The sequence below is a fragment of the Micromonospora pisi genome (assembly GCF_003633685.1).
GTDB lineage: Bacteria > Actinomycetota > Actinomycetes > Mycobacteriales > Micromonosporaceae > Micromonospora_G > Micromonospora_G pisi.
In genome coordinates this window covers 8,077,921-8,101,948 of sequence record NZ_RBKT01000001.1, presented here as the reverse complement: position 1 = coordinate 8,101,948, position 24,028 = coordinate 8,077,921, and the positions used below count along the sequence as shown (strand labels likewise).

Sequence of the window (24,028 nt, the reverse complement as noted above, 5' to 3'; positions counted from 1 at the left end):
ACTGGTCGTCCGGCCAGTGGTCAGCGAGCGAACTGCCTGCTCCGTCCCGTTCCGACGGGAGGTAGCATATGCGGAGGGCTCCCTCCGAACAGCAAGAGGAGGGGCGCCTCCAGAACGCTATCGGAGGGGTGCCTCCGGTTGCAACCGAAGTGGGGAGAGCACGCTGTGACGAACGCCGCACCGGCATCCGGCACCCTCTCCCACCGGCCGAAACGCGCCGACGCGCGCCGGAACTACGAGAAGCTGGTCGCGGCGGCACGCACCGCCTTCGGCGAGGAAGGCGTGTCGGCCTCACTGGAAGACATCGCCCGCCGGGCCGAGGTCGGCATCGGCACCCTCTACCGACACTTCCCCACCCGCCGGGAACTCTTCGAGGCGGTCTACATCGACGAGGTCGAAGCGGTCTCCCGCTCCGCCGCCGATCTGTCGGGCGAGCCACCCTGGGAAGCGCTCGTCGGCTGGCTGCGCCGGCTGGTGGACTACATCGGCACGAAGCGGGCGTTGGCCGAGGAACTGATACACGACTCCGAGATCTTCCGGCGCTGCCGGGACGAGGTATACGCCGCCGGCCAGCCGCTGCTCGAACGCGCCCAGACCGCCGGCGTCGTACGGTCCGACACCAACATCGACGACGTGATGCGGCTGGTCAGCGGGATCACCCTGGTCAAGGTGACCGAACCCGCGCAACTGGAGCGCGTGCTCAACCTGGCGCTCGACGGCCTGCGGCCGCAGGCCCCGAGGAGCTGAGCTGACTCACTCCCCCGGCAGGTGGGTGACCGTGTTGTACTCCGCGAGCACCAGTCGTCCCGTTTCGCCCGTCCAGCGGGTGATCGAGGCGTTCGTCACGGGTCCCGCCCGTACGACCGTCTCCAACTCCGCCAGGGACAGGCCCTCGACCAGCTGACGCAGCATCAGCACCACCGAATCGTGGGCGACCAGCAACACCCGGGCCCCGGCGTGATCACGCCGTACGTCGTCGAGCAGCGGGCTGAGGCGGGCCGCCACATCCAGCAGCGACTCCCCGCCGGGTGGACGGTAGTGGAACTCCCCCGTCGAGTTGCGACGGGCCACCTCGGCCGGAAAGCGGGCGGCGATCGCGGCCCGGGTGAGCAGTTCCAGTTCGCCCGTCACGCGGTCACGCAACCGCTCGTCGACCGAGGACTCCGGCAGGTCCGGGCCGCCCTGCGCGCGCGCGGCCTGCACCGCCAGCCGCCAACTCTGCCGGGCTCGCCGGTACGGCGAACAGATCACCACCTGGGGCCGCCGGTCCGTGGGGAGCGCACCGAAGTGCCGTCCGAGCGCGACCGCCTGCGCCTCGCCGAGCGGTGAGAGCGCGATGTCGGCGTCCCGACCGGTGACACCACTGTCGGTGCTCCCCGCCGCATCGGCGATCGCGAACGCCGCATTCGCGGTGCTCTGCCCGTGCCGGATCACCGTCAGCTCGGCGACCTCGGTGGCCGCTGATCCGGGTGGTGCGGCCACGGCTGTTTCTCCCGTCTCGTACGGTCAGGCGCGAGCGGCCCTTACCGGCTCAACGGTTCCGGCGGCGGCGGGACATCGCCCACCACACCCCGGCCAGTGTCGCGACGAACAGCGGCAGAAGACAGACGACCGACAGGACCACCACGTGCCACGGTTTGATCGCACCCATCCGAGGCACCCTACAGAGATCCGCCGCCGTACGGTTACCCGTTTCCGCCCGAGGACGCCGCACTCGGCGTCGCACCCGGTGTCGGTGTCGGCGGTCCGCTGATCCGGACCGCCTCGTCCGAGAAGTTGCCCTGCTCGCTGTAGGAGATCAGGCGATCCCCCGAACAGCGATAGGTCGTCGGTTCGAGGAAGGGAATCAGCGGACCAGGTGACGCCGCGCAGGATGCCGACCCTCGGTTCCATCTTGCTGTAGTCGATGGAGCTGGTGCCGTTGGCCCGGTAGGTCGCCACCACGCCGGCACCGCCGACGTACTGCACCTGAACACGGAGACCATCGCCACGGTGGTGGACGTACCGAAGCCGATGCCCAGTCGGGCTGGTCCAGCCTCGTCAACGGCGGGCACGCGTACAAGGTATCGAACCGGTCCCCACTTGATTGCCCCGTCGTCGGCCACCCAACGCCGCCCGGAATACGGTCGGCAGATGGTTGTTTGCCGGCCGGAGCGAGCGGTGTGCCCGGTAACCACCGCCGGGGGTCGGTGGCAACCGGCGCCGACGGCCGGACGCCGGCCCGGAGCGCTACGCTCCGGGCCGGCGAAAGCCGTACACCGGACCAGATTGGGTGGCAGTGACCCGTGCCCGAACCACGCTTTGAGCTGGACATCTCGGAGGTGTTCGCGGTCACGGGTCGCCCAGTGATCGTCAACGGGTCGACCAGTCAGGGGCTACTGCGCAATGGGGAACGCGTGGATGTGGTCCGGAACGGTCAGGTCGTCGCCACCGCCCAGGCGCTCATCGAGATCCACGCCCGCCCCGGGACGACCTCGCTGGTTCTGCTCGGCCTGGACGCGGCCCACATACGTCCCGGTGACGTGGTGCGCGCCCAACCCGGTCATGGATGAACGGGTTGTGGGGCCGCCCGACCTCAGCCCGGGTCGTGGCGAGCTGGGCCACCGCGAACCTGACCAGGAGGAGCCGCACCCACAACGCTGACGTCCTCACGCCGGACGGTGTTCCCTCACGGCTTGCGTCCGACAGCGCAATACTGGTCGATGACGCCCGGCGGGGTGGACGGGTCCGGTTTCCACTCGTTGACCGAAACCACACCGGGCTCGACCAACTCGAGCCCCTCGAACAGGTCAGCGATCCGTTCGGGGCTGCGGAGGTGATAACGCGGGTTCGCGGAGAGGTTCCAGATCCGCACCGCCTCCTTGACCGCCTCGCTGGTGTCGCTGCCGTCGTACATCGCGAGGTAGCTACCCGACGGCAGTGCGCCCATGATCCTGCCGATGATCGACTTGGCTTCGTCGTCACCCTCGATGTGCCCGAGAATGCCCATCAGGAACACCGCCACCGGTTTGGTCAGATCGAGCGTCCGGGCCGCCTCGCGCACGATGGTCTCGGTGTCGCGGAGATCGGCGTCGATGTAGTCGGTGACACCCTGCGGACTGCTGGTGAGCAGGGCTCGCGCGTGAGTCAGGACAAGGGGATCGTTGTCGACGTAGACGATGCGGGCGTCCGGCGCCACCGACTGGGCAACCTGATGCGTGTTGTCCGCGGTAGGCAGGCCGGTCCCGATGTCGAGGAACTGGCGCACGCCGGCCTCGCCGGCCAGATAGCGTGCCGCGCGGGCCAGATACGCCCGGGACAGGCGCGCGTTCTCCGCGAGCTGCGGAAGGCCCTGGATGATCTGATCACCGACCGCGCGGTCAGCGGCGAAGTGATCCTTACCGCCCAACAGGTAGTTCCAGATGCGAGCCGTCTGCGGAACGTTCGTGTCCAGCTTGGAGACTCCCTGCCGGACGCCAGCGACGGCCGAGCTCTCTGTCATGTGCGCATCCTTCGATCGAGCGGAACGACGCTGACTTGATCGCCGCCAGCATAGCCACAGGCGCTCAGTACGGTAAGCGCGGTGAGCGTCGCTCGATCCCGCCAGGAAAATCCCTGGTGGCGCTCCCGAGGCACGGAGAATCTCCCTTATCGCGGCCGGTTCGCCGAGCTGTTGCTGGCCGATCAACGGCACCAGCGGTAACACCCTTCTCGTGTTCATCGGTCATCATGAATGTATTGGTACCGCTGACCGAGCATGGGGAGCGAGGGGACTCATCGTGCCTGTTCGTCCGTCCCGCACAGCCCGATCATGGGCGCACCGACCACTCGTCACCGTCCTGACAGCCATCCTGGTCACGACCGTCGCCAGCCCCGCGTACGCGGCCGAGGAGGACACCGAGGCGCCGACCGCGCCCGGCGCGATCACGATCGTCGACATCGACACCACCTGGGTCGAGTTCACCTGGACCGCCTCGACCGACAACGTCGGCGTGGCGCGGTACGACGTCAACGCCAGGTTCGAGGACTTCGGTCGGAGCTACACCACCGCCACCAACAGCATCCGGATCGAGGCACTGGGGCCGTCGCGCACCTACACCTGGCAGGTCATCGCGCGAGACGCGGCCGGTAACGGAGCCTCGTCGCCGACCCTGCGGCTGACCATGCCGCCCGGAGACGACCAGCCGCCGGGCGCCCCGGGAAACCCGATCGCGTACGACCTCTCCGACACCTCGCTCTGGCTGCGATGGGAGCACTCGGTGGAGAACGTCGTGCTGGATCGGTACGAGGTCTTCCGGGTCAACACCGACGGCAGCCGCACCCGGGTCAGCGAGATCTACCAGTACCCGCCTGGCCGCAACAGCACCCGGATCAGCGGGCTGAGCCCGAACACGACGTACACCTTCGTGGTACAGGCCCGAGACGAGGTCGGCTTCGACTCGCCGTTCTCCGAACCGGTCACCGTGACCACCCGGTCTGCCGCTCCGGCCTGTGCCGCCCGCGTCGAGGTGCACCAGTGGGGCAACGGCTCAGTGGCTCACCTGGTGGTCGAGAACACCAGCACGACCACGATCGACGGCTGGACGATGAGCTGGAACATCGCCCCCAACCAACAGTTCCACGGGCTGTGGGGGGCCGAAGTGCTGTTCCGCGACCCGCTCCGGCGCGCGATCTGGGTGGACAACGCCAGCTACAACAGGACGATCGCGCCGGGTGGCAGCGTCCGGGTCGGGTACGTCGCCACGGACTCCGTCGCGCCATGGCAAATCGCCCTGAGCGGCGCGATCTGCACCGTCACACCAACATAGAACGGGCCCGCCGGAAAGAACTCGTCGTTCGGGCGTACAGCAGAAGCTCGGGTGGTCACACCCGAAATCGCGTACGCCCGAACGAATTCCGTCGCCGGCCCGAATAGTGGGCCGGAGATTCAAGCGCTGGCGGTGGACCACCACCGACACGATGTCCTCTGCCGCGCCCTCGGCCCAACGGTCGGACGGCTTCCCTGGACACGTCCGGGCGTCACCAGCGGCGGTGCCGTACCTCCGCCTGAGGCAAGCCCTGGTCCGATCGCGACACCACCGGGCCAGTAGGCGGTCTGCTGGCGCAGGTCAGCACGGGGACCTCGACTACTTGGCGTTGAACTGTTACGGGCGGCCGACCTAGCCGACAAGGGGTACCTATCCTGGCGCTGACCTGCTGGAACGTTCGGCGTTGATGGTCATCGTTGGGCACTGTCGGTCTACCTCCGACGGCCTGGCTACGGCCTGGCCCGGGTACTCACCGACCCCTCGTTTGTAAGATCTGAGCGCCTCGTCTCCCGGCGTCCGTCCCCGCGCCGACCTCGGTCTAGCGTCTGTCGGTGGCTCGTGTCGGCCAGCTTCGTCCAGCGCCGTTGCTGTCACGGTTGCTGTCGGCAGCCACCTGACCCCTATACGGCGGTGGTGAACGTTTGGTAGAGGTCAGGCCGGTGATCTCGCCAATGGTGATCGTCGTTGGCAGACTGCCGTAATGATCACGCCGCTGCCCCAAGGGCCGAGAAGTTACCGTGGGCGCCTACTGGCGGTGGCGGCGGGCTGGCTGGCGTTGGTCAGCTCGTACTACGTCGTCTTGCCATTCTTCGGGGTGCTGTCGGTAGTTACCTCGTCGGCGATCGCCATCTGCTGGTTGTGGGTAACCATCGTGCCCACTATCGCCGCTGTGAGACTGGGTCTGAGGAGGGTGTGGCTGGCAACGGCGGCCTTCAGCGCGCTGGCCGTGCTCGCCGGTGGAGGCTTCGGGACCGTGGGGTCGCCCCAGTTCACCCCGGAGGCCCATTTCCGGCAACACCGCCACGAACTTGTGCAACTGGCTTCCGATTACCGCGCGGGGCGGATCAACGGCGACGCCGACCTGCCCTGGCGGCTGCGGTTTCTGACTATCGATGGCCAGGCTCACCAGCGGTGCGGGTTCACCGACCGGCAGACCGGGCAGAAGACGTGCGCGCTGTATCTGGCGATGTGGGAGAACTTCCGTGGCGAGAGCGGCGCCGGAATCGCCTACTACGGGGCAGCGCCGCCACCTGAGCCGTACTCGGCTATCGCCACCGCTGCCGGTGACGACGGTGTGCCTGTTCGCGAGCTCGGTGAGGGCTGGTGGGTGGTAGCTTAGCCACGCGACAGGGCGAGTTGATCTCAGTCTCACTGTCAGCTTGGGAATCGGGTTGATCTACACCCTGAGTAGCCGTGCCAGCCGGTAGGTAGCCACGGAGCGTCCGGGGTGAGGCTGTCGACATGCCACTGTTGGCCGGTGTTGACCACTGGATCGGGCACGCATCGGGCACGTCCCAGAGCCCATACTGTTCGAATGTCGTCGCTCATATGCCCCGAGTGCGGCAACCCGATCGACCCCGACGGACCCGCAGTAAGCCAGGACTGCAGACCGGGCAGCGGTTCCGAGTGGAGCCCGGCTCGGTGGGTGCCGTACGTGTACGACCTTCGGACCAACCCACTCCGGCTCGTCCACGCAGAATGCTTCGGGCGTAGCACCGGCATCAGTGCCCTGGTCGAGGCGATGCATCGCCAGGACGAGATCTGCTACCGCGATCGCGCGAGGCTCCGGGATCTCGAACGGCGGCAGCGAGAAGAGACTTAAGCCTCCCGATGCTCCTCCGACCGTCAGCCATCAGCCGAGCTAGCCGTCCCGTCTGCCCTCGACCCCCGCCCTCCTGAGGAGCAGGCCGCCCACGGTCCGCTACGTCAAGCGGACCTTGACGCCACCGGAGTGACCGGCGACGAGTCGGGGGCGGGGTTGGCGGCGCGCCTCTTGCAAGGGCAGGCCATTGGCCTGCCCACGACTCCTGCCCGAGGGCCGCAGAGGCTCCAAGGTCAAGGGCGGCCCGCAGGGCCGTCGCCTGCGACGCGTAGCGCCCTTGAGCTTGGAGGGCGGCCCGGCACACTCGCGCCGCCAACCCCGACCCCGACGGCCGCAACCTGCCGCGCGGACCAGGCGTGCCCTTCCCTGCGCCGCGCCCCTCGGACGCGGCCCGGCCGGCTGCCGGCCCACCGACCTCAACCACCCTCGCCGCTACCGTCTGCGGCGGCCCCCGGGCTACCCGCTGTTCCGCGCCAGCCGCCGGGCGTTCTCCGTGGCCGGAACGGAGCGGCAACGGAGTGCAGGCTGCGCGCCTTGGCGGCGGCGCGTGCGGCCCGTTGCGGGCCGCCTTGAAGACGTACAGAAAGTTCTCACAGCATCGCTGGCAGCCGGCCGGCTGTCGTGCAGCGCTGGTGTGGGAGCGGTCAGTCCGCAGGGGAGCAATCCCGGTAAGAAGGAAGACGCCGTCACGCGTGCGTACCGCAGGTGCGTCCTCCCGGTGCGCGTCGAGCACGCGAACCGCCTAGGCGGGGTCCATGCCCTCGGCAACCATCTCGGGCGTCCACCACTCAACGTGGTTGGTCTCGCTCGACGTCGCAACCGCCCCGCCCGCGACCTGTGCGGAACTTGGGGACTACTAGGAGCACAGCACCCGCCGCGCCATCAACGACGCGTTCGGCAACGACCACGGCGCCAGTGACGGCCTGGATACGGCCTGATCATGCTTTGCGGGGCGGTGAACGGCCTTCCGGTGCAGGTCAGGGCGTGTGTGTCGACTACTTGGCGTTGAAGTAGTTGGCGTCGGGGTGGTGGACGACGATGGCGTCGGTGGCCTGCTCCGGTTCAAGCTGGAACTCCTCGGAGAGGCGTACGCCGATCCGGTCGGCTTCGAGCAGGTCGACTATCTTCGCCCGGTCCTCCAGGTCGGGGCAGGCGGTGTAGCCGAGCGCGTACCGGCAGCCCCGGTAGTCGTTGTGCAGCAGGCCGGCCAGATCCGTCGGGTCGGAGCTGCCGACCGTACCGCCGGCGGGCAGGACCAGCTCGCTGCGGACGCGACGGTGCCAGTATTCGGCGAGCGCCTCGGTGAGCTGTACGGAGAGGCCGTGCACCTCGAGGTAGTCCCGGTACTCGTTACGGGCGAACATCTTCGCGGTGTACTCGCTGATCGGCTGGCCGACGGTGACCAGTTGCAGCGCCACCACGTCCAGCTCCTGGCCCTTGGGCTTGAAGAAGTCAGCCAGGCAGAGCCGCCGCTCCTGCCGCTGCCTCGGGAAAGTGAACCGGGCCCGTTCGGTGTGGCCGTTCTCGTCCAGCACCACCAGGTCGTTGCCCTCGGAGTACGCCGGGAAGTAGCCGTACACCACGGCCGCCTCGAGGACCTTGTCGGCGATCAGCCGGTCCAGCCAGTAGCGCAGCCTCGGCCGTCCCTCGGTCTCGACCAGTTCCTCGTACGACGGTCCGTTGCCGCCCCGGGCACCACGCAGTCCCCACTGGCCGACGAAGGTGGCCCGCTCGTCGAGCAGCGCCGAGTAGTCGGCCAGCGGCACCCCCTTGATCACACGGGTGCCGAAGAACGGCGGCTTCGGCACCTCGACATCGGTGGCGACGTCGGAGCGAACCGAGGCGTCGAAGATGTCCGGCAGCGAGTCGGTGACCATCGCCCGCTGCCGCTCGCGGCGTGCCCTCCGGGCCGCCAGGGCCGCTTCCCGCTCCGGGTCCACCACGGCCGCGCCGCCACGCTTGGCCACCATCACCCGATCCATCAGGGACAGGCCCTCGAACGCGTCGCGGGCATAGTGAACCTGCCCCTCGTACGTCGAACGAAGGTCGTCCTCGACGTAGGCCCGGGTCAGCGCGGCCCCGCCGAGCAGCACCGGCCACCGCTGCGCGACCCCGCGCGCCGCCATCTCCTGGAGGTTCTCCTTCATGATGACGGTGCTCTTGACCAGCAGGCCGGACATGCCGATGGCGTCGGCCTTGTGTTGCTCGGCGGCGTCGAGGATCGCCGTGATCGGCTGTTTGATGCCGATGTTGACGACGTCGTAGCCGTTGTTGGACAGGATGATGTCGACCAGGTTCTTGCCGATGTCGTGCACGTCGCCCTTGACCGTGGCGAGCACGATCCGGCCCTTACCGCCGTCGTCGGCCTTCTCCATGTGCGGTTCCAGGTAGGCCACCGCGGTCTTCATCACCTCGGCCGACTGGAGCACGAACGGCAACTGCATCTGGCCGGAGCCGAAGAGTTCGCCGACGACCTTCATCCCGTCGAGCAGGGTGTCGTTGATGATCTCGAGGGCGGGGCGCTCGGTCAGCGCCTCGTCCAGGTCGGCCTCGAGGCCCTTGCGTTCACCGTCGACGATCCGGCGCTTGAGCCGCTCACCGAGCGGCAGCCCGGCAAGTTCCTCGGCCCGGGTGGCGCGGGCCGAGGCGGCGTCGACACCTTCGAAGATCTCGATGAAGCGCTGCACGGGGTCGTACGCCGGCTGGTCCTCGGTGGCCGGTCGGCGCCGGTCGTAGACCAGGTCGAGCGCGACCCGGCGCTGCTCCTCAGGGATCTTCGCCATCGGCAGGATCTTGCTGGCGTGAACGATGGCGCTGGTCAGGCCGGCCTGCACGCACTCGTGCAGGAAAACCGAGTTGAGCACCTGACGGGCAGCCGGGTTGAGTCCGAAGGAAACGTTCGAGACGCCCAGGGTGAAGTTGACCCCGGGGTAGCGGGCGGCGATCTCCCGGATCGCGTTGATGGTCTCGATACCGTCGCGGCGGGTCTCCTCCTGCCCGGTGGCGATCGGGAAGGTGAGCGCGTCGACCATGATGTCGCCGACGTTCAGTCCCCAGCGGCCGGTGAGGTCGTCGATCAGCCGGGACGCGACCCGCACCTTCCACTCGGCGGTCCGGGCCTGGCCCTCCTCGTCGATGGTGAGCGCGACCACCGCGGCACCGTGTTCCTTGACGATCGGCATGATCCGGGCGTATCGCGACTCGGGGCCGTCGCCGTCCTCGAAGTTCACCGAGTTCACCACGCACCGGCCACCGAGCATCTCCAGCCCGGCCTCGATCACCTGCGGCTCGGTCGAGTCGAGCATGATCGGCAAAGTGGAGGCGGTGGCGAAGCGGCTGGCGAGCTGACGCATGTCCTCCGCGCCGTCGCGGCCCACGTAGTCGACGCAGAGGTCGAGCAGGTGCGACCCGTCGCGGGCCTGGCTGCGGGCGATCTCCACGCAGGCCTGCCAGTCACCGGCGAGCATCGCCTCGCGGAACGCCTTCGAGCCGTTGGCGTTGGTCCGCTCCCCCACCATCAGCACGCTGGCGTCCTGGGCGAACGGCACGTGGTGGTAGATCGAGGCGACGCCGGCCTCCGGGCTCGGCTCCCGCGACACCGGAGCGGCGTCGCCGAGCCGTTCGGCGACCTTGCGGATGTGCTCGGGGGTGGTGCCGCAGCAGCCGCCGACGAGGGCGACGCCGTACTCGGCGACGAACCGCTCCAGCGCCTGCGCCAACTCGTCCGGGGTCAGCGGGTAGTACGCACCATCGGCGGTGAGCTGCGGCAGCCCGGCGTTCGGCATCACCGACAACGGCACCCGGGCGTGCTGGGAGAGGTAGCGCAGGTGCTCGCTCATCTCCGCCGGCCCGGTGGCGCAGTTGAGCCCGATCAGGTCGATGCCGAGCGGTTCGAGCGCGGTCAGAGCGGCACCGATCTCGCTGCCGAGCAGCATGGTCCCGGTGGTCTCGACCGTGACGTGGCAGATCAACGGCACCGTACGGCCCGCCTCGGCCATCGCCCGCCGGGCGCCGACCACAGCGGACTTGACCTGGAGCAGGTCCTGACAGGTCTCGATGATCAACGCGTCGACCCCGCCGGTCAGCAGCCCGGTGGCGTTCTCCAGGTACGCCTGCCGCAACGCGTCGTACCGGCTGTGGCCGAGGGTCGGAAGCTTGGTGCCGGGGCCGATCGAGCCGAGCACGAACCGCGGCTTCTCCGGCGTCGCCCACTGGTCCGCGGACTCCCGGGCGATCCTTGCCCCCGCCTGCGCCAACTCCAGAATCCGGTGCTGGATGTCGTACTCACCGAGGTTGCCGAGGTTGGTGCCGAAGGTGTTGGTCTCGACACAGTCGGCACCGGCCGCGAAGTAGGCGTCGTGCACCGACCGGACCACCTCGGGCCGGCTGACGTTCAGGACCTCGTTGCACCCCTCGTAGCCCTCGAAGTCGTCCAGGCTCAGGTCGGCGGCCTGCAGCATCGTCCCCATCGCCCCGTCGGCGACGAGGATCCGGGTGGCGAGGGCTTCGAGCAGCGACTGAGGCACCCATCCAGGCTAATGCGCGGCGGGCCGAACGACGGTTGCACAGCCCACACTCCCGGATAGTGTGATCCGCGTCGCGTTCGTACCGTCCGTACCGCCGTGTCCGACCTGGTGTGATCCGGCCCGGCGGACCCGGTCCAGCCCGAGGCGGGTCGGACCGCAGGTCGCGACGGGCGGCTGAGCGCGGGACGTCGGCGCGGCCGGCGGGCCCGATCTCGAGCAGAGACGTAGGCTGACGGACGTGAGGGACATCAGGGACAGCGCCACCGGGCACGGCGCGGAGACGACCGGACTCAGCATCAACCGGTTCAGCGTGATCGGGCTCGACACCGCGCGGTGCGGTGACGGTGACGGCGAGGTGCGGGCGTGACGGAGTTCGACGGCCTGCCCACGCTGCGTTCGCCGGTGGCCATCGCGGCATTCGAGGGCTGGAACGACGCCGCTGACGCCTCGACCGCGGCGGTGGAGCACCTGGAGCAGGTCTGGCAGGCCCGCGAGGTCGCTGAACTGGACCCGGAGGACTTCTACGACTTCCAGGTGAGCCGGCCGACGATCACGATGGCCGACGGCGAGACCCGCCGGGTCGAGTGGCCGACCACCAAGTTCATGGTGGCCAGCCCCGAGGGGACCGACCGCGACGTGGTGCTGATCCGGGGGATCGAGCCGAGCATGCGCTGGCGGACCTTCTGCGAGCAGGTGCTGGAGCTCTGCCACAGCCTGGAGGTCAACCGGATCGTGCTGCTCGGCGCGCTGCTCGCCGACGTCCCGTACACCCGGCCGCTGCCGATCAGCGGCAGCGCGTCGGACAAGGACGCGGCGGAGCGCTACCAGCTCACCCCGACCCGGTACGACGGACCAACCGGCATCGTCGGTGTGCTGCACGACGCCTGCAGCCGGGCCGAGGTGGACGCGGTCTCGTTCTGGGTGCACGTGCCGCACTACGCGAACAACCCGCCCTGCCCCAAGGCCACCCTGGCGCTGCTGCACCGGGTCGAGGAAGTGCTCGACCTGCCGGTGCCCATGGCCGACCTGGCGGAGGAGGCGGCCGAGTGGGAACAGCGGGTACGCGCCGCGGCCGAGCAGGACACCGAACTCGGCGACTACGTCCGGGAGTTGGAGGAGCGGGTCGGCGACGCGGGCATCCAACCGCTGACCGGTGACGAGATCGCGCAGGAGTTCGAGAAGTACCTGCGTCGGCGGGGCGGTTCGGCAGGTCCGACCGCCGGCTCCTGGTGACCGTACCGCACCGGCACATGTCGGATAACTGACAGATTCACGTACCCGCTCCATCCAGGTGATCGCATGTCTGGATGATCACCCCTACCCCGCTTATGGGGCTCGTGACCGGTTTCTGGAGCTTCAAGACCTTCGCGGCGGCGGTCGAACTCGGCCTGTTCACCCGGATCGCCGGTGGACAGGTGCTCACGGTGCAGACCGCGACCACCGAGTTCGGCCTCGCCGAGCGCCCCGCCGACCTGCTCCTGGCCGCCTGCGCGTCACTCGGGCTGCTGGAGCGGACCGACGAGGGTTACCGCAACTCCGCGCTCGCCGAGGAGTTCCTCGTGGCCGGGAAGCCGTACTACTTCGGCGGGCAGGTGCGCTACTGCGACGAGCGCACCTACCTGCCCTGGCACCGGATCGGTGAGGCACTGCGTACGGACAAGCCACTCACCTGGGACCCGCAGGCCAAGGAGACCGTCTTCGGCGACGACGACCCGGAGATGCTCGCCCTGTTCTGGGAGGCGATGTACTCAACCTCGATCTTCACCGCCCGCGCCCTGGCTGACGCGTACGACCTCAGCGGGCAGCGCCGGCTGCTCGACGTCGGCGGCGGTGCCGGCGCCTTCTCGATCGAACTCTGCCGGCGTAACCCGGGCCTACGGGCGACCGTGCTCGACCTGCCGCACGTCTGTGCCCAGGCCGACGCGAAGATCGCCGCAGCCGAACTGACCGGCACGGTGGAGACCATCAGCGGCAACTTCCTCGCCGACCCCACCCTGCCCGACGGACACGACACCGTCCTGCTGAGCATGATCCTGCACGACTGGGACGAACCGACGAACGAACTGATCCTGGGCAAGTGCTTTGCCGCCCTCTCCCCCGGCGGCACGATCATCATCTCCGAGCTACTGCTCGACGACGACCGTTCCGGCCCACCAGAGGCCGCCCTGATGGGAATGAACATGCTGGTCGAAACCGAGGGCGGCCGGAACTACTCAGGCGCCGAGTACCGCCGGTGGCTGCACCGGGCCGGCTTCACCGACATCCGCACGGTGGCCTTCACCGCCCCCGGCGCCAACGGCGCGGTCCTCGCCCGTAAACCCCCATCGTCCTGAGGATTGGGAGTAAGGAAGGGCCCCTTGTTATCGCTTTCGGTATAGGAAGGGGCCCTTCCTAACGCTCGTGCCCGCCGCCCGCCGCCGGCGCATGGACGGGGGGGGGAACGCGTACATCTTTCGCGGAGGGCTCTCGGCGTGTCGTGGCGAGCCGGGCCACTCCCCGTACGGCATCCTAGGAACCTAGTTGTTCTGCTCACCGCGTGGCGTCACCGGCTGGCGTCGCCGCACGGGGGCAGGGACCACGAAACGGAGGACGGTAGGTGCAGATCAACCCGGGGGCCGCCGAGTTCCCGCACCGGCAGATCGCCGAGCAGTTACGCGCCCGGATCCGCCAGGGCGACTGGGCGGCCGGCGAACGACTCCCCTCGATCCCGGGCATCGCGGAGATGTTCGGCGTGGCCAAGCAGACCGTGCAACGGGCGATCGACCAGCTCCGGGTCGAGGGCGTACTGATCACCAAGCCCGGCTCCGGCACCTACGTACGCGGCACCCGTCGACGGCTCAACCGACTCTCCCGGGGACGCTACGGCGGCCACCGGGGCTACCACGCCGACCTCGCCGCCCGGTACCGCCAGCACCTGATCCAGGTCGGCCGGGCACCGGCGCCGCCGGAGGTGGCCGACGCCTTCGGGGTGAGCGACGGGACCGAACTGGTGGTACGGCGGCATCTGGTCCGTACCGAAGAGGTACCGGTCGAGGTGGGTGCCTCCTGGTTCCGGGTCGCCGACGCCGCCGGCACCAGCCTGGAACGGATGGAGGCGTTCGGCCGCCCGCTCTACCAGGAGGCGGAGGAGGCGATCGGCCGCGGTTACCGGTCCGCGACCGACACGATCAGTGCCCGCCAGCCCAGCCGGGAGGAGGCCGAGATCCTCCAGATCCGTCCGGACACCCCGGTGCTGCACCTGCTGCACGTCGCGTACGACGACCGGCACAAGCCGATCGAGGTGGCCCAGGCGACCTGGCCGGGACCGATGACCACGCTCACCGAGGAGTACCGCATCCCCGGCCCGACACCGGAGGCCGATCCCGACCCGGGCCTGGTCCTCGGCTGACCCCGATCAGCTCCAGGCCGCCACGAGCCGTGCGGCGCCCGCAGGGTTAGGAAGGGCCCCTTGTTATACAGAAAGCGATAACAAGGGGCCCTTCCTTACACCTAGAGGCGGATGCCGAGGAGGGCGTCGACGGTGTCGGCGAAGAGTGCCGGGGCGGCCGGGTCGGTGTTGTCACCGGCCAGCGTGGCGTCGGCCCAGGCGTCCAGCACGGCCAGCGCCCCCGGGGTGTCGAGGTCGTCGGCGAGCCGGGTCCGCACGTCGGCGAGCAGTTCGCCCCCGGACGGACCGGCGGCGTACGCGGCGGCCTCACGCCACCGGGCCAGCCGCTGCTGCGCGGTCTTGAGCACCTCGTCGGTCCAGGTCCGGTCCGAGCGGTAGTGATCGGCGACCAGCCCCAGCCGCAGCGCCATCGGGTCCACGTGGTCGGCACGGAGGCGGGAGACGAAGACCAGGTTCCCCTTGGACTTCGACATCTTCTCGCCGTCCAGGCCGATCATGCCGGCGTGTACGTAGTGCTGGGCGAAGGGCGCCTGGCCGGTCAACCGCTCGGCGTGCGCGGCGGAGCACTCGTGGTGCGGGAAGAGCAGGTCGTTGCCGCCGCCCTGGACGTCGATGGTCTGTCCGAGCAGGTCCAGCGCGATCGAGGCGCACTCGATGTGCCAGCCGGGCCGGCCCGGTCCGAGGGAGTCGCCGTCCCAGGCCGGCTCGCCCTCACGGGCCCCGCGCCAGAGCAGCGGGTCGAGCGGGTCGCGCTTGCCGGGGCGGCCCGGGTCCCCGCCGCGTTCGGCGGAGAGGGTGAGCATCTGCTCCCGGGAGAGGTTCGACTCGTAGCCGAACCGGGGCGTGGCGGAGATGTCGAAGTAGATGTCGCCGGTGCCGTCGTCCAACCGGTACGCGGCCCCCTCCTCGACCAGGGTGCGGACCTTGCCGACGATCGCCGGGATGGACTCGACCGCGCCGACGTAGTGCGCCGGCGGGATCATCCGCAGCGCCTCCATGTCCTCGCGGAACAACGCCGTCTCCCGCATCGCGAGCACGACCCAGTCCTCGCCGTCGCGCGCGGCCCGTTCCAGCAGCGGATCGTCGATGTCGGTGACGTTCTGGACGTAACGCACCTCGTGGCCGTTGTCCCGCCACATCCGCTGCACCAGATCAAAAGTGATCATGGTGGCGGCATGCCCCAGATGGGTCGCGTCATAGGGGGTGATGCCGCACACGTACATCGTCGCCGCGCCTGTGGGGCGGCTCGGGTGAACGGCGCCGCGCGCCGAGTCGTACAACGCCAACGGCTGACCGGTTCCCGGCAGCCGTGGCACCTGATGCCCCGTCCATGCGTCCATGACGGCCAGCCTAACCAGCCCGCCGCCCGTCGTCGGGACAGCCTGAGGTGATCGATACGACAGTGGTCGGGTACGGGTGGTGCGCCGAGGTCAGATCGGCGGCCAGGGAATGGCCGGCCAGTCCTCGGACGGAACCGGGAAGCGGCCGGTTTCCAGTAGGAGATTGACCCGGGCCGCCACCTCGGCGACCTCGCTGATGGTCAGGTGCTCGGACAGTTCCTCACCGAGGGGGCCGACCAGGTTGGCGGCGAGTTCGCTGAGCACCTCGATCGCGTCCGGCGGCAGGTCCCGGCGGGCCCAGCCCCAGAGCACCGTACGCAGCTTGCCCTCGACGTGGAAACAGACGCCGTGGTCCACGCCGTAGATCCGGTCGTCCGGCCCGGTCAGCACGTGGCCGCCCTTGCGGTCAGCGTTGTTGATCACGGCGTCGAAGACCACCATCCGGGCCAACCGGGGGTCGTCGGCGTGCGCGAGCGCGTACGGCAGCCCGTCGTCGTCCTGGGCGGCGGCGACCCGGAACCAGCGTGGCGGCAGGCTGTCCGCCGGCACGAAACCGACCAGGGGTTCGCCGTCCTCCGGTTCGTCGATCCAGAGCTGGCAGGCGCCGGGGCCGAACGGCCCGTCGCGCAGCACCGTGGGCGGGACCACGTCCCAGCCGGTCGCCCGGGAGACCAGGTAGGCACTCACCTCGCGACCGGCCAGTGTCCCGTCCGGGAAGTCCCAGAGCGGGCGTTCGCCCCGGATCGGCTTGTAGACGCAGCGCGCGGTCACCCCGTCCAGGGTCAGGAAGCCGCGAAGGGTGGTGTTGGAGGCATCGGTCAGCCGGCCTTCCAACTCGAACTCGCCACCCCGCAGCAGCCGGAGCGCGTCGTTCTCGTCGAGCACGGGCTGCACGTCGGACGCGGTCACCGCGACCGACCGGAACGGGTGGGGGCCAGCGGGGAACCGAGCACCGCCCCGGCGACCGTCGTCCGCGGCCGGCCACTCCGGGCCGGCGTCGGACCGGTCACCGGACGCACGATCACGACCATCAGCGGTGGTAGCCGTTGTGTCGGGGGCAGAGGTGACCAGCGGGGTCGAGGGGTTGGCCACAGAGCGGGCACGGCGGCCGTCCGGCGGCCACCACCCGGCGGGCGCGCTCGATGAACTCCCGCGCCGCCTGCGGGGTCAGCCGCACCCGTAGCCGGTCGAGGTCGTCGTCGGGCTCTTCGTCCTCGTCGTCGGTCTCGTCGACCTCGTCCGGCTCGCCGAGTTCCACCTCGGCCTCGGTCTCACCGGCGGCGATCGCCTCGATGACCACGGTGGCGGTGTCGACGTCGAAGGCCAGGCCCAGGGTGCCGACGCGGAACTCCTCGTCGACCGGGTTGTCGAGCGGGTCGTTGTCGGAACTGGTGAGCACCGCGTCGGGCAACTCGACCCCGAAGCGGCGCTGCGCCTCGGTCAGCAGTTCTTCCAACTTCTCGGCCAGCAACGACACCTGGACCTTTTCCAGTGCCACGCTGACCACCCGGCCGCCGCCTCGCGCCTGGAGGAAGAACGTGCGCTCTCCCGGCGCGCCCACGGTCCCAGCGACGAACCGCTCCGGCGGCTCGAAGGCGTGCACCTGATGGGTCATACCCACGACCCTATCCGGCCCGATCCGGCGCCGCGCAGCGCACCGACCCGAATCGCCGGCCACCCCGGGCGCGCTCCGGGGCCCGAGGGCTCCGCCCCTGGTAGAGGCCGCTGCGGGTTCACCGCTCCAGCCCCGATTCACCGCTGCCCGCGCCGCCGCCGACGGCCGCGTCGGAGTCCGCCGGGCGGGGCCGTCGGCGGCGAGGACGCCGGGGCGGAACCAGGTTGCCCAGGTCGCCCGCGGTGTCGTTGAGGCGGAGCACGAACGGCCGGGTCGGGGTGTAGCGGATCGCGGTCACCGACGCCGGGTCCGCGACAATGCGCTGAAAAAGATCAAGGTGTACGCCGAGCGCGTCCGCGACGATGGCCTTGATCACATCGCCGTGGCTGCACGCCAGCCAGATCGCCTCCGGCCCGTGCTCGGCGCTGATCCGGGCGTCCCACCGGCGTACGGCTGAGACCGCCCGGGTCGCCATCGCCGCCATCGCCTCCCCGCCGGGGAAAACCACCGAGCTGGGGTGCTGCTGAACCACTGGCCACAGTGGATCCTTGGCCAGCTTCTTGAGCGGCTGCCCCTCCCACTCGCCGTACCCGCACTCGGTGAGGTCTTCCTCGATGGTGGGCGGGACCTCCGGCAGGGCGAGTTCGAGCGTCTGCCGGCAGCGGATGAGCGGGCTGCTGACGACGGCCGCGAGCGGGAGCGTACGGAGCCGGGCGCCGGCACCGACCGCCTGCGCCCGCCCGGTCTCGTCCAACTCAACCGGCTGGCGACCGGCGAGGCCACCACTGGCGTTCGCGGTGGTCCGACCGTGGCGTAGGAGTAGGAGGGTTGTCACGAGCCCTACCCTACGGGGGTGCCCACCGGCCGGGGTCAGGTGGCGCTGATGGTGCCGGTGATCAAGAGGGCCAGGACCAGGCTGCCCAGGGCCACCCGGTAGAGCACGAAGGCGTACAGGGTGTGGTGCGCGACATACCGCAGCAGCCAGGCGATGGAGACGTACCCGACGGCGAAGGCGATCAGCGTGGCGACCACCATCTGGGCTGGGGTCGGAATGGAGCCGTCCCCGCTGTTGTCGAAGACGTCCGGGATGCTGAACAACCCGGACATCACCACCGCCGGGATGGCGAGCAGGAACGAATAGCGGGCCGCCGCCTCGCGGGTCAGGTTGAGGAAGAGCCCGGCGGTGAGCGTGCCACCGGACCGGGACACCCCGGGGACCAGCGCGGCGGCCTGGGCGAAACCCATCACCACACCGTCACGCAGGGTGAAGTCCTTGATCGTACGGGTCTGCCGGCCCCAGTACTCGGCGAAGGCGAGCACGAAGGCGAAGATGATCAGCACTGCGGCGACCAGCCACAGGTTCCGCGCGGCGGTCCGGATCTGGTCGGCGAACACCAGCCCGAACACGCCGATCGGGATCGAGCCGACGATGACGTACCAGCCCATCCGGTAGTCCAGCTCGCCCCGAACCGAGCTGTCCCAGATCCCGACCACCCAGGTCCGGGTGATCCGCCAGATGTCCTTCGCGAAGTAGAGCAGCACCGCGGCCTCGGTGCCGAGCTGGGTGACCGCGGTGAACGAGGCCCCGGCGTCCTGGTCGAAGAAGATCGCCGAAGTGATCCGCAGGTGTGCCGACGAACTCACCGGCAGGAACTCGGTGAGTCCCTGCACGATGCCGAGCACGATCGCCTCGATCCAGCTCATCCGATCACCGCCGCCCGCGGCGCCGCGCGGTCACTCGCCCACCCCGGAGAGTTCGAGGGCCTCGGCACCGGCCCGCAGGGCCCGCACCCCGCTCTCGACGTCCGCGACGAAGAGCGTCAGCGACAGGGTGGTCACGCCGGCGGCGGCGTACTCGCGCATCCGGTCGGCGATCCGCTCCTTCGAACCGAGCAACGAGGTGCGGTCGATGAACTCCAACGGCACCGCCGCGGCCGCGTCCCGCTGCCGCTTGGCCAGGTAGAGCTCCTGCACCTCGCGGGCGGCGTCGCCGTACCCCATCCGGGTGGCGAGCTGGTTGTAGAAGTTCTGTTCCCGGCTGCCCATCCCGCCGACGTAGAGAGCGGCGTACCAGCGGACCAGGTCGGCCGCCGCGCTGACGTCGTCGCCGAGGACCAGCGGCACGCTCGGCACCACGTCGAAGCCGGCCAGTTCCTTGTCGGCCTTGGCCCGCCCGGCGGCGACCGCGCTCAACTGCTCGGCCGCGAACTCGGGCGCGAAGAAGATCGCCAACCAGCCGTCGGCGATCTCACCGGCGAGTTCCAGGTTCTTCGGGCCGACCGCGGCGAGATAGATCGGGATCTGGTCGCGGTGCGGGTGGAAGCCGAGCCGCAGCGCCTTGCCCGGCCCGTCGGGCAGCGGCAACCGGTAGTGGGCGCCGTCGTACTCGACCTGCTTACGGCCGAGCGCCAGCTTGACGATGTCGACGTACTCCCGGGTCCGGGCCAACGGCTTGGCGAACCGCACCCCGTGCCAGCCCTCGGAGACCTGCGGGCCGGAGACGCCGAGGCCGAGCCGGAACCGGCCACCGGAGAGGGTGTCGATGGTCGCCGCGGTCATCGCGGTCGCCGCCGGCGTACGCGCCGGGATCTGCATCACCGCCGCTCCCAGGTCGATCCGCTGCGTCTGCCCCGCCATCCAGGCGAGCATGCTCGGCGAGTCCGAGCCGTACGCCTCGGCCGCCCAGACCACGGAGTAGCCGAGCCGGTCCGCCTCCTGAGCCAGGAGCAGATGATCGGCCGGCGTGCTCCACGCCGTCTGGTATCCGAGGCTGAGCCCGAGTCGCACTGGTTCCTCCCCCATCCGCGGGTCAAGTCGCATCAGGGTACGCAACGATCGTCGTCGGTGCGGGCACGGCGGCGCCAACGCGCCGTCGGGAACAGCGTACGGGTGTCGGAAGGCCGTCAGCGGAGCCTCTGTGCAGGTCCGAATTGCGCGGCACGACACACAACAGCGGGAGCGAGGATATCGGTGGGGCGATGTTCTGAATAAGGTTCACCCATGCAACAGCGACCGCTCGGCCGAAGCGGGCTGGCGGTTTCGCGGCTCGCGCTCGGCACCATGACCTGGGGTCGGGACACCGACGCCGATGACGCGGCCGCGCAACTGAAGAGCTTTCTCGATGCCGGCGGGAATCTGGTCGACACCGCGGACGTGTATTCCGACGGCGACGCGGAGTCGGTCATCGGCGCGCTGATCGGCACCCTGGTACCGCGCGACGACCTCCTGATCGCCACCAAGGCGGGGCTGCGGCCGGGTTCGGGGCGCCGTCGGGACGGCTCCCGGGGCCACCTGCTGCGTACGTTGGACGCCTCGTTGCGACGGTTGGGTACCGACCACGTCGACCTGTGGCAGGTACACGGGTACGACCCGGACACTCCCCTCGAGGAGACGCTCGCCGCCCTGGACCACGCGGTGAACAGTGGCCGGGTCCGCTACGTCGGGGTGTCGAACTTCTCCGGCTGGCAGACCGCACGGGCCGCGACCTGGCAGGCGGCGTTCCCCGGCCGGGCCCCGGTGGTCGCCGCCCAGATGGAGTACTCGCTGCTGGAACGGGGCATCGAGCGGGAGGTGCTGCCCGCCTGTGCCGACCTCGGCCTGGGACTGCTGCCCTGGTCCCCGCTCGGACGCGGGGTGCTGACCGGCAAGTACCGACACGGCCGACCGGCCGACTCGCGGGCGGCTTCGCCGCATTTCGAGCGCTTCGTCGCCAGCTACCTGGAGCCCCGGTGCTCCAGCATCGTCGAGGCGGTCGCCACCGCCGCGGGCGGCCTGGGCGTCTCCCCCCTCGAGGTCGCCCTGGCCTGGGTACGTGACCGTCCCGGCGTGGTCGCCCCGATCCTGGGCGCCCGTACGGTCGGCCAACTGCTCGGCGCCCTCCAGGTCGAACGGATGACCCTGCCGGCGGAGATCGCCCGAGCCCTGGACGACGTGTCGGCGGTACCGGTCGGTTATCCGGAGCGGGACGGCTGACCGGGAGGTGTAGCCGATCTCAAGGACTGGTGTCGCCCACGGACCCGTGGGCAGGATAGGGGCATGGACTACGAATACGCACCGCTGCGATTGCCACCGAACGTCGATCGGGTGACCGCTGCGGCACAGCTGGCGATCCAGGCCGAATTCTCCGGCTGGGAGTTGGCCCGGGTGCGACTGTTCCGGGACGGGACGCGGCAGGTGGTGCTGCGTCGCCGCCTGGCCCAGACGTCGCAACCGGGCCTCTCCTACTGATTCGGGACGATCCGCCGGTTAGCGGACCGACGGCACCTCGTCCTCGTCGGCCGAGTCGGCCGGCAGGAACGGGTGCTCGTCGAGCCGGCCCACGAGCTGGTCCTCGGGGTCGGGCTGGAACGGCCCGGCGCTGTCGTCGTCGTCGAACGACTCCAGGTCGAGCGGCACCGCCACCTCGCTGACGATCACCAGACCGTCCAGCGGCTCCAACTCCGGGATGTCCAGCGCGCCGAGCGAGCCGTCACCGTTCTGCAGCAGCTCCAGGACCGCCTCGCCGACCCCCTCGACCGGCTCGGACTCCTCGTCCTCGGCGGCGGCGGAACGGCGGGCGGCCTCGGCCACCCGGATCAGCGCGGCCACGCTCGGCACCCGGTAGTCCCGGCGCTGGCGGACCGAGAGCACCCGGGGATGCGGGTCGGTCGGCTCGGTGCCGTCCACCCCGCCCAGCCCGACGCCGAACCGCTCGTCGGCCTCGTTCGGGTCGATTGCCTCCACATCCCAGGGAGTAACCTCGCCGAACGCGTCGAGCAGCCGCTCGTCGTACTCGAACGAGGCGTTGTTGAGCGCGACGTACGCCTTCCAGACGTCGTCGTCGTCGATCCGGCCCTCGGCGGCCTTGACCGCGGCGAGGTGGGCCCGGGCGGTCTCGATGACCCGCTCCAGGGCGGCGTCCAGCTCGGCGTGCTGGTCGGTCATGGTGTGGCTTTCCCTTCGAGGTGGCATAACGCGGGCGACAGGGTGCACCCGCGGCACGTGGGGTACGAGCTGGTCCGAGGCGGCTCAGGAGCCGCGCAGGAACCGGTCGAGCACCCGCACGCCGAACTGTAGTCCGTCCACCGGAACCCGCTCGTCAATGCCATGGAACAACGCGCTGAAGTTCAGGTCGGCCGGCAGACGCAGCGGAGCGAACCCGAAGCAACGGATTCCCAGTCGCTGGAACGCCTTGGCGTCCGTGCCCCCCGAGAGCATGTACGGCACCGGCCGGGCACCCGGGTCCTCGGCCCGCAGCGCGGACGCCATCGCATCGACCAGATCGCCGTCGAAGCTGGTCTCCACGGCCGGCTGGCGGTGCACGTACTCGATCTCGATGTCCGGACCGATCACCTGGCGCAGCTGCTCCAGCAGCAGCTCGGACTGGCCCGGCAGGCTCCGGCAGTCGATCGTCGCCGTCGCCCGGCCGGGGATCACGTTGTCCTTGTAGCCGGCATCGAGCCGGGTCGGGTTGGCGGTGTTGCGGATGGTCGCGCCGACGATGCTCGCGATCGGGCCCAGCTTGGCGATCGTCGCCTCCGGGTTCTCCGGGTCGAACTCGATTCCGAGCAGATCGGAGACCTGCTCCAGGAAGGTCCGTACGGTCGGGGTCAGCACCACCGGGAACCGGTGCCGGCCGACCCGCGCCACCGCCTCGGCCAGCGCGGTCACCGCGTTGTCGTCGTGGATCATCGAGCCGTGGCCGGGCCGCCCCTTGGCGTGCAGACGCAGCCAGTCCAGCCCCTTCTCCGCCGTCTCGATCAGGTAGAGCCGCAGGTCGTCGCTGACCGAGTAGGAGAAACCACCGACCTCGCCGATCGCCTCGGTGCAGCCGTCGAAGAGCTCCCGGTGCTGGTCGACCAGGAAATGCGCGCCGTAGTCGCCGCCGGCCTCCTCGTCGGCGGTGAAGGCGAGCACGATGTCACGGGGTGGACGTACCCCGGTGCGCTGCCACTGACGGACCACCGCCAGCACCATGGCGTCGAAGTCCTTCATGTCGATCGCGCCCCGGCCCCATAGGTAACCGTCGCGCAGCTCACCGCCGAACGGGTGCACCGACCACTCGCTCGCGTCGGCCGGAACCACGTCGAGGTGGCCGTGCACCAGCAGCGCACCCCGGCTCGGGTCGGTGCCCGGGATCCGGGCCACCAGGTTGGTCCGCCCCGGCGCCGACTCACGCAGCTCCACGGCGACGCCGACCTCGGCGAGCTGCCCGGCCACGTACTCGGCGGCGACCCGCTCGCCGGCACTGGTGGCGTTGTCCCCGGTGTTGCTGGTGTCGATGCGCAGCAGGTCACGACAGATGTCGACGACCTCGTCGGTGGCGCTGGGATGGCTGGGAGCGGCATGGCTGGTCATCGGTTCTTCATACCAGAGCCGACTAGGTGCCCGGTCAGCTCGACCCACCCCGACCGGGCCGCCGCGCCACTCGCGGTGGGCCCCGACGACCGGGGAGATAGACCGCCGGGTTTGGCCGGACCCGGGTACGGGTATCGCCGCTGGCGTTCCCCCATCCGCCGTCTTGACTATCCGTCGACCAGATAACAGCCGTCGAACGGGTACCAGCTTGCAG

The 24,028-nt window shown here is 69.9% G+C and carries 21 protein-coding genes; 10 read left to right on the top strand and 11 right to left on the bottom strand.

Features of this window, described 5'->3' with window-relative positions:
* Positions 1 to 165: 165 nt before the first annotated feature.
* Entirely contained in the window at positions 166 to 747 is a 582-nt protein-coding gene (locus tag BDK92_RS34745; protein ID WP_121160546.1) for a TetR/AcrR family transcriptional regulator, read from the top strand.
* Positions 748 to 753: 6 nt separating this feature from the next.
* On the opposite strand, the gene BDK92_RS34740 is transcribed toward BDK92_RS34745, so the two are convergent.
* Positions 754 to 1,482 (bottom strand): histidine phosphatase family protein, encoded by a 729-nt coding sequence (locus BDK92_RS34740; protein ID WP_121160545.1) that lies wholly within the window; start codon positions 1,480 to 1,482, stop codon positions 754 to 756.
* An 803-nt stretch (positions 1,483 to 2,285) separates the two neighbouring features.
* On the opposite strand from BDK92_RS34740, the gene BDK92_RS34735 reads away from it, so the two are divergent.
* Positions 2,286 to 2,552: a hypothetical protein gene (locus tag BDK92_RS34735; protein WP_121160544.1), complete on the top strand. Its 267-nt coding sequence runs from the start codon at positions 2,286 to 2,288 to the stop codon at positions 2,550 to 2,552.
* Positions 2,553 to 2,668: 116 nt separating this feature from the next.
* Here the strand turns inward: BDK92_RS34735 and BDK92_RS34730 are convergent, their stop codons facing one another.
* On the bottom strand, positions 2,669 to 3,481 hold the full coding sequence (locus BDK92_RS34730; RefSeq protein WP_121160543.1) for an SAM-dependent methyltransferase: 813 nt from the start codon (positions 3,479 to 3,481) through the stop codon (positions 2,669 to 2,671).
* Positions 3,482 to 3,758: 277 nt separating this feature from the next.
* Between BDK92_RS34730 and BDK92_RS34725 the strand changes: the two genes are divergently transcribed.
* Positions 3,759 to 4,787: a fibronectin type III domain-containing protein gene (locus BDK92_RS34725; protein ID WP_121160542.1), complete on the top strand. Its 1,029-nt coding sequence runs from the start codon at positions 3,759 to 3,761 to the stop codon at positions 4,785 to 4,787.
* A gap of 700 nt (positions 4,788 to 5,487) precedes the next feature.
* Positions 5,488 to 6,126, top strand: a complete 639-nt coding sequence (locus tag BDK92_RS34720; protein WP_121160541.1) for a hypothetical protein — start codon at positions 5,488 to 5,490, stop codon at positions 6,124 to 6,126.
* Positions 6,127 to 7,604: 1,478 nt separating this feature from the next.
* On the opposite strand, the gene metH is transcribed toward BDK92_RS34720, so the two are convergent.
* A complete protein-coding gene (metH, locus tag BDK92_RS34715; protein WP_121162852.1) occupies positions 7,605 to 11,123 on the bottom strand; it encodes a methionine synthase in 3,519 nt (1,172 codons plus the stop codon).
* Between the two features lie 250 nt (positions 11,124 to 11,373).
* Here metH and BDK92_RS40925 point away from each other — a divergent pair, with 250 nt between their 5' ends.
* From BDK92_RS40925 to BDK92_RS34700, 4 genes are all read left to right on the top strand, one after another.
* Complete coding sequence (locus tag BDK92_RS40925; RefSeq protein ID WP_281278666.1) at positions 11,374 to 11,502, top strand: hypothetical protein; 129 nt, start codon at positions 11,374 to 11,376, stop codon at positions 11,500 to 11,502.
* Positions 11,499 to 12,368, top strand: coding sequence for a PAC2 family protein (locus tag BDK92_RS34710; protein WP_121160540.1), 870 nt, complete (start codon positions 11,499 to 11,501; stop codon positions 12,366 to 12,368). Before BDK92_RS40925 ends, BDK92_RS34710 begins: the two co-directional genes overlap by 4 nt.
* 74 nt (positions 12,369 to 12,442) lie before the next feature.
* Positions 12,443 to 13,468, top strand: a complete 1,026-nt coding sequence (locus BDK92_RS34705; RefSeq protein WP_121160539.1) for a methyltransferase — start codon at positions 12,443 to 12,445, stop codon at positions 13,466 to 13,468.
* A 263-nt stretch (positions 13,469 to 13,731) separates the two neighbouring features.
* Positions 13,732 to 14,523 (top strand): GntR family transcriptional regulator, encoded by a 792-nt coding sequence (locus BDK92_RS34700; RefSeq protein WP_121160538.1) that lies wholly within the window; start codon positions 13,732 to 13,734, stop codon positions 14,521 to 14,523.
* 101 nt (positions 14,524 to 14,624) lie between these two features.
* On the opposite strand, the gene mshC is transcribed toward BDK92_RS34700, so the two are convergent.
* From mshC to BDK92_RS34670, 6 genes are all read right to left on the bottom strand, one after another.
* Positions 14,625 to 15,863, bottom strand: coding sequence for a cysteine--1-D-myo-inosityl 2-amino-2-deoxy-alpha-D-glucopyranoside ligase (gene mshC, locus BDK92_RS34695; RefSeq protein ID WP_121160537.1), 1,239 nt, complete (start codon positions 15,861 to 15,863; stop codon positions 14,625 to 14,627).
* Between the two features lie 90 nt (positions 15,864 to 15,953).
* Positions 15,954 to 16,772: an SCO1664 family protein gene (locus BDK92_RS34690; protein ID WP_121160536.1), complete on the bottom strand. Its 819-nt coding sequence runs from the start codon at positions 16,770 to 16,772 to the stop codon at positions 15,954 to 15,956.
* A gap of 121 nt (positions 16,773 to 16,893) precedes the next feature.
* Complete coding sequence (locus tag BDK92_RS34685; RefSeq protein ID WP_121160535.1) at positions 16,894 to 17,478, bottom strand: DUF3090 domain-containing protein; 585 nt, start codon at positions 17,476 to 17,478, stop codon at positions 16,894 to 16,896.
* Between the two features lie 118 nt (positions 17,479 to 17,596).
* Entirely contained in the window at positions 17,597 to 18,313 is a 717-nt protein-coding gene (locus BDK92_RS34680; RefSeq protein ID WP_121160534.1) for a histidine phosphatase family protein, read from the bottom strand.
* A gap of 35 nt (positions 18,314 to 18,348) precedes the next feature.
* Positions 18,349 to 19,182 (bottom strand): undecaprenyl-diphosphate phosphatase, encoded by an 834-nt coding sequence (locus tag BDK92_RS34675; protein WP_121160533.1) that lies wholly within the window; start codon positions 19,180 to 19,182, stop codon positions 18,349 to 18,351.
* A 30-nt stretch (positions 19,183 to 19,212) separates the two neighbouring features.
* A complete protein-coding gene (locus BDK92_RS34670) occupies positions 19,213 to 20,265 on the bottom strand; it encodes an LLM class F420-dependent oxidoreductase (protein ID WP_121162851.1) in 1,053 nt (350 codons plus the stop codon).
* Between the two features lie 213 nt (positions 20,266 to 20,478).
* Here BDK92_RS34670 and BDK92_RS34665 point away from each other — a divergent pair, with 213 nt between their 5' ends.
* Positions 20,479 to 21,450, top strand: a complete 972-nt coding sequence (locus BDK92_RS34665) for an aldo/keto reductase (protein WP_121160532.1) — start codon at positions 20,479 to 20,481, stop codon at positions 21,448 to 21,450.
* 63 nt (positions 21,451 to 21,513) lie between these two features.
* The gene (locus BDK92_RS34660) at positions 21,514 to 21,705 is read left to right on the top strand and encodes a DUF5703 family protein (protein WP_121160531.1); all 192 of its coding nucleotides are present in this window, start codon (positions 21,514 to 21,516) and stop codon (positions 21,703 to 21,705) included.
* Positions 21,706 to 21,723: 18 nt separating this feature from the next.
* On the opposite strand, the gene BDK92_RS34655 is transcribed toward BDK92_RS34660, so the two are convergent.
* Positions 21,724 to 22,401 carry a hypothetical protein gene (locus BDK92_RS34655; RefSeq protein ID WP_121160530.1) on the bottom strand — a complete coding sequence of 226 codons (678 nt, stop codon included), beginning with the start codon at positions 22,399 to 22,401 and terminating at the stop codon, positions 21,724 to 21,726.
* Positions 22,402 to 22,485: 84 nt separating this feature from the next.
* Positions 22,486 to 23,814: a M20/M25/M40 family metallo-hydrolase gene (locus BDK92_RS34650; RefSeq protein WP_121160529.1), complete on the bottom strand. Its 1,329-nt coding sequence runs from the start codon at positions 23,812 to 23,814 to the stop codon at positions 22,486 to 22,488.
* Positions 23,815 to 24,028 lie beyond the last annotated feature (214 nt).